This is a genomic window from Dietzia maris (genome assembly GCF_014144855.1).
GTDB classification, from domain to species: domain Bacteria; phylum Actinomycetota; class Actinomycetes; order Mycobacteriales; family Mycobacteriaceae; genus Dietzia; species Dietzia kunjamensis.
In genome coordinates, this window is sequence record NZ_JAALDN010000025.1 from 1 (window position 1) to 3,112 (window position 3,112).

General features: G+C 69.5%; 3 protein-coding genes. 2 read left to right on the plus strand and 1 reads right to left on the minus strand.

Annotated elements, in window-relative coordinates:
- The first annotated feature begins 233 nt into the window (after positions 1–233).
- On the plus strand, positions 234–1,208 hold the full coding sequence (locus tag G6024_RS00730) for a type IV toxin-antitoxin system AbiEi family antitoxin (protein ID WP_159147589.1): 975 nt from the start codon (positions 234–236) through the stop codon (positions 1,206–1,208).
- A gap of 150 nt (positions 1,209–1,358) precedes the next feature.
- Here the strand turns inward: G6024_RS00730 and G6024_RS00735 are convergent, their stop codons facing one another.
- A complete protein-coding gene (locus G6024_RS00735; RefSeq protein WP_096906152.1) occupies positions 1,359–2,063 on the minus strand; it encodes a Crp/Fnr family transcriptional regulator in 705 nt (234 codons plus the stop codon).
- A gap of 324 nt (positions 2,064–2,387) precedes the next feature.
- On the opposite strand from G6024_RS00735, the gene nth reads away from it, so the two are divergent.
- The coding region (gene nth, locus G6024_RS00740) for an endonuclease III (RefSeq protein WP_159147590.1) at positions 2,388–3,112 on the plus strand (725 nt) is incomplete at its 3' end.

Genomic DNA, 3,112 nt, shown 5'->3' on the forward strand with positions numbered 1-3,112 from the left:
CGCCCGACCCGCCCGACCCGCCCGACCCGCCCGACCATTCGCGAAAATCGGCTAGTCCGAATGGGGATCGGCTAGTCGAATTGGAGTCGCCGATCCGGATTCCGGCTAGCGGATTTGGGTGGGGCGCGGGGACGCGGGGGAGATTGTCCACAGGGAGGATTTCTCCACAGGCGGCCTGCATATCGCCGGTTACAGCGGGAGTGCGCGTGTCGGCGTGGGCGAGACTGCCGAACATGGGTGCATCAAAGACAGACGACCACGACAGTCCCTTTCTCTCGACGTTCGCGCAGCTCGCCCGCAGCGGCCTGCACCACGATGAGCTCAACAGGCGGATCGGCGCCGGAACGCTACGGCGGGTGCGGTCCGGCGTCTACGCCCACGAGCCGGAGGAGGCGCCCGCCGGGAGCGGGCCCGATTACGTCCGCAGGGAGCGGGAGTTCCTCGAACGAACTCGGGCGGCCGCGCTCGCAGTGGAACCCGGGACGGTGATGTCGCACGGTTCCGCCCTCGCGCTCTACGGGCTGCCGCTCCACGGGATCTCCTTGGACCGGCCCACCGCCACCCGGCCACGCGAGGGCGGCGGAACGCGGCGCAGTTCGGCGCTCGTGTGCTTCACCCTGCCCGTGGAGGGGGCGACCAGACTCGTCGACGGCATCCAGTTGACCTCTCCCGCCAGGACGATCATCGACGTCGCACGGACGGTGAGCCTGGAGAGCGGCGTGGCTGCTGCCGATCAGGCCATCCGCCGAGGCATGCTGTCGCGCCCAGAACTCCAGGACGAGGCGGGTCTGGCGAAGGGGCGCACGGGTGTCGGGCGCGCGCGGGCGCTGCCGGAGCTGACATGCGGGTTGGCGGAATCGGTTCTGGAATCGTTGATACGGCTGATCCTGGTGTTCGCGGGTCTCCCGCAGCCCGAGATGCAGGTGTGGCTGTCGGGCCGGAGCGGCAAGCGGTTCCGCGTGGACTTCTACTGGCGAGAATGGAGGCTCATCGGCGAGGCGGACGGCTTCGGCAAATACGGGAACAGCCCGCAGGAGATACGGGAAGCACTGAGCCGCGAACGCCACAGGCAGCGCGATCTGGAAGATGCCGGCTACGTGGTGATTCGCTGGGTATGGGATGACCTGCGGCGTCCGGACGTGATCGTCCGGCGGGTGAAGGACGCGATGCGTCGGCAGGAGCAACTCGGACTTGGCCGCGCGGCGTAAGAGCGTCGCCCGCCGGCAACCAAGAATCCGCTACTCGGAATAGGGATCGGCTGGTCGGATTGGACTAGCGGATCCCTATTACGGGTAGCGGATTTCGGGGCGGGGGCTGGGGCTGGGTCTGCAGCCGGGGCCGGGGCCGGGGCTGGGGCGTCAGCGGGCGCGGCGGGCCAGCCGCTCGGTGTCGGAGATGATGACGCTCTTGCCCTCGAGCCGCAGCCAGCCGCGGTGCGCGAACTCGGCCAGCGCCTTGTTCACCGTCTCGCGGGAGGCGCCGACAAGCTGGGCGATCTCCTCCTGCGTGAGGTCGTGCGTCACGCGGATGTTGCCGCCCTCCTGCGTGCCGAAGCGCTGCGCGAGCTGCAGCAGGGCCTTGGCCACGCGGCCGGGCACGTCGGTGAAGATGAGGTCGGCGAGGTTGTTGTTGGTGCGGCGCAGGCGGCGGGCCAGCACGCGCAGCAGCTGGTCGGAGATCTCCGGACGCTCGGCGATCCAGCGCTTGAGGGCCGAGCGGTCCATGGCCTGCACGGACACGTCGGTGACACACACGGCCGACGAGGTGCGCGGGCCGGGGTCGAAGATGGAGAGCTCGCCGAACATGTCGGACGGCCCGAGGATGGAGAGCAGGTTCTCGCGACCGTCGGGGGCCTTCCGGGAGAGCTTCACCTTGCCGGAGGTGACGATGTACAGGCTGTCGCCCTGCTCGCCCTCGCGGATGATCACGTCACCCTTCGAGTACTCCTCGCTGGTCAGGTCGGAACGCAGGGCGGAGACCGCCGCCGGCTCCACGCCCTGGAAGATTCCGGCTCTGGTGAGGACGTCGTCGGCAGACTGGTCCGTGCGGCGATCAATCGTCACAGTCTGTGACCCTCCGTTCGGGCGCGGACATGCGTGTCCGTGCCATGGCGTGCGTGTGGCGAAAACCACTGTAGTCGTAAGCGCGTCGGTGGTGGTGGCGACGCGCGATCAGCGGGATGGTTCAGACGTCGATCTGTTCGGGTTCGTCGAGGATCGCGTTCTCGAAACGGTCCATGAGTAGTGCGAATCCGGCGAGGAGGACCGGCACCAGGACGACGAGGATTCCCTGCATCTGTCCGATTATCCACCCCCGGACCGCGGGACGCACACGCACCCGGGGCGGCGGTTCCGCGCCGTCGGGGCGCCGAGCCGTAATGTGGACTCATGCCCGACCCAGCTCCAGCCGTGAAGCGCCGCAGACGAGGGGTGGCCGCGAGGGGGGTGGAGACCGACCTCGGGCGCACCCGGCGCGCGAGACGCATGCTCCGCGCCCTCGAGGAGGCGTTCCCGCACGTCTACTGCGAGCTCGACTTCACCAACCCGCTGGAACTGAGCGTGGCGACGATCCTGTCCGCCCAGTGCACGGACAAGCGGGTCAACGAGGTCACGCCGGCACTGTTCGCGCGCTACCGGACCGCCGCCGACTACGCGGGGGCGGACCGGGAGGAGCTGGAGGAGTTCATCCGGCCGACGGGCTTCTACCGCAACAAGGCGCGGAGCATCCAGGGCCTGGGCGCGGCGCTCGTGGAGAGGTACGACGGCGAGGTGCCGCAGCGGCTCGAGGACCTGGTCACCCTCCCGGGATTCGGACGGAAGACGGCCAACGTGGTGTTGGGCAACGCATTCGGGATCCCGGGCCTGCCGGTCGACACCCACTTCATCCGGTTGGTGAACCGCTGGAAGTGGTCCGAGGCCACGGACGCCGTCCGCATCGAGCGCGAGGTGTCGCGCATGCTGCCGCGGGCCTCCTGGACCGACGCGAGCCACCGGATCATCTTCCACGGTCGCCGGGTGTGCCACGCCCGGACCGCGGCCTGTGGGGCGTGTGTGCTGGCCGACGACTGCCCGTCCGCGGGCGAGGCCGGCCCGCTCGACCCGGTCGCCGCCGC

Bases quoted from the DNA above. Each gene is read 5' to 3' on its own strand.
- G6024_RS00730 (WP_159147589.1), top strand. From the start codon at position 234: ATGGGTGCATCAAAGACAGACGACCACGACAGTCCCTTTCTCTCGACG.